Genomic DNA, 1964 nt, shown 5'->3' on the forward strand with positions numbered 1-1964 from the left:
GGGCTGTCGCTTTAGATGATTATCATCTAGGCGATAGCCCTCTTTTCATGCCACAATTTATGCCTGTTTTGACGTGTATTTTTGCTTATGCTCGATATAAAGCGTACTTTAACAAGCCGATTTTATCATCGGCTTGTTCTACGGCTTCTGGTTTTAGAAACTTTAAAATTAGGACACCTTTTTTAACTCAAAGAGGTGTGTTCCTGTTCGCTCAGACATGATTTTATGATGGAGCTTGCTGATGTCAAATGCCATTGCCAAAAGAGTACTCTGCGCAAGAACGTTTTCGTTGCCTCGGTATAGATACCGTCTGAAGTTCATGTCTTCTTTCACGTTTGCAAATGAACCTTCTGCCTGTATGCTGCGGTTCATTCTTAGCTGTGTGCCAAATTCGCTGGTTATTCTTTCAAGACATTCAGCCCGCTTTTCTTCCATCTTTCTTGATACAGAAAGACACTTGTTCCTGTCCTCAAAAGGGGTTTTGCAGTTATTACCTTTGATGCAGTCTTTTTTGAAAGGGCACCCACTGCAGCTTTCACACGCATACGTTGTTACCTCACGTTTGTAACCGGTCGCTGTCTTTTGAGTTCTTTTATTTACAGCTAGGAGTTTCTTTCCATTTTTACATGTATAACTGTCGGTCTCCGGATCATAGTCCATGTTTTCGCGCCTGCTTATGTCATTTCTGAACTTCCTGGTTTTTGATAATTCATAATTCTGCGGTTTTATGTACCCTGTCTGTCCGTTGGATTCTATAAAAATATAATTCTCTTCGCTTTCATAACCGGCATCTGCAACGATGTTCTTATACTTGAAAGGCAGGTGCTTCTCCATGTCTTTCAGGAAAGGTATCAGGGTAAGAGTATCAGTTGGATTAGGATAGATTCCGAGCCAGGTCACATACTCCGCATCAACTCCATGCTGAAGGTTATATCCGGGTTTAAGCTGGCCATTAAGCATTGCATCTTCTTTCATTCTCATAAAAGTAGCGTCGTTATCAGTCTTGGAATAACTGTTTCGACTACCGCATTTATAAAGCTTGTTAATGTATTCTTTCAGCTTTTCTATATATTCCTCAAGTGTTTCAATCGAGCGCTGAAGCACTGTTTTTCTCTTGCCTATACCATGAACAAACTCGATTTTTTCATCCTCTTTTATCTTGTAAAGTTTCTTTCTTAGGCGTTTCAAGGTATGAAGAGAAATCTTATCTTCGTATACAACTTTAATCCCATAGAGTTCTTCACACTCTGCACAGAACAAACAGATTTTCTCGGCAAGCCTATTCATGTTCTTTGACACAGACTTTTTCCAAACAAAAGTATATTTGTTAGCGAAGGACTCTATCTTTGTTCCATCAATAAATATGTTCTCACCGGAAATTTCGCCGAGATCAAGCAGGATAGTTCCAACCTGGGCCATTACAGGCTTGGCGCACCGAGAGAGATGTAGAGAAATGAACCTTGCTATTGTGGAATGATCAGGTGCGGGTGCACCATCGAGAAGAAACATGAAATTGATATCCCTTTTGCAGGAAGATTCAATGTCACGACTGGAATAGATTCTGTTCATTGCTGCATAGGTTGTGATCTTAAGCATCTGACGCGGTGTAGCCTGATTTTTTCTGATCCTGTCATAAGTAGCATACAGATCAGAAAGATTCATACCCTCCACAAATGCACTTAAAAGGCGCACCGGATCGTTTGATGGGATAGAAATTTCTATGTCTAGCGGAAGTTTGATTTGATGATATAAGGAAGAAGCGCTATAATCTCCTTGTAAAATTTTGGTTAGTAGCATAAACATATTTTACAGCAAAAGCCGGGCTTTTCGAAGCCTGGCTTTTGTGTTGCATAAATTATTTCGTAACATACTTTTTTGTGTGAGCTGGGGCGGGTCCGTAACCTGTCGACTCCCAAAAGGTAGAGCGGGGTGGGCGAACACAAAAAAGGGGTGTCACACCATTT

The 1964-nt window shown here is 40.7% G+C and carries 1 protein-coding gene; it reads right to left on the reverse strand.

Features of this window, described 5'->3' with window-relative positions:
* Positions 1-168 precede the first annotated feature (168 nt).
* The gene (locus BXO88_RS16070) at positions 169-1797 is read right to left on the reverse strand and encodes an IS1182 family transposase (RefSeq protein WP_078038737.1); all 1629 of its coding nucleotides are present in this window, start codon (positions 1795-1797) and stop codon (positions 169-171) included.
* Between the last annotated feature and the right edge of the window lie 167 nt (positions 1798-1964).

Source organism: Oribacterium sp. C9, from assembly GCF_002007235.1.
Taxonomy (GTDB): Bacteria; Bacillota; Clostridia; order Lachnospirales; family Lachnospiraceae; genus Oribacterium.

Bases quoted from the DNA above. Each gene is read 5' to 3' on its own strand.
- BXO88_RS16070 (WP_078038737.1), bottom strand. From the start codon at position 1,797: ATGCTACTAACCAAAATTTTACAAGGAGATTATAGCGCTTCTTCCTTA.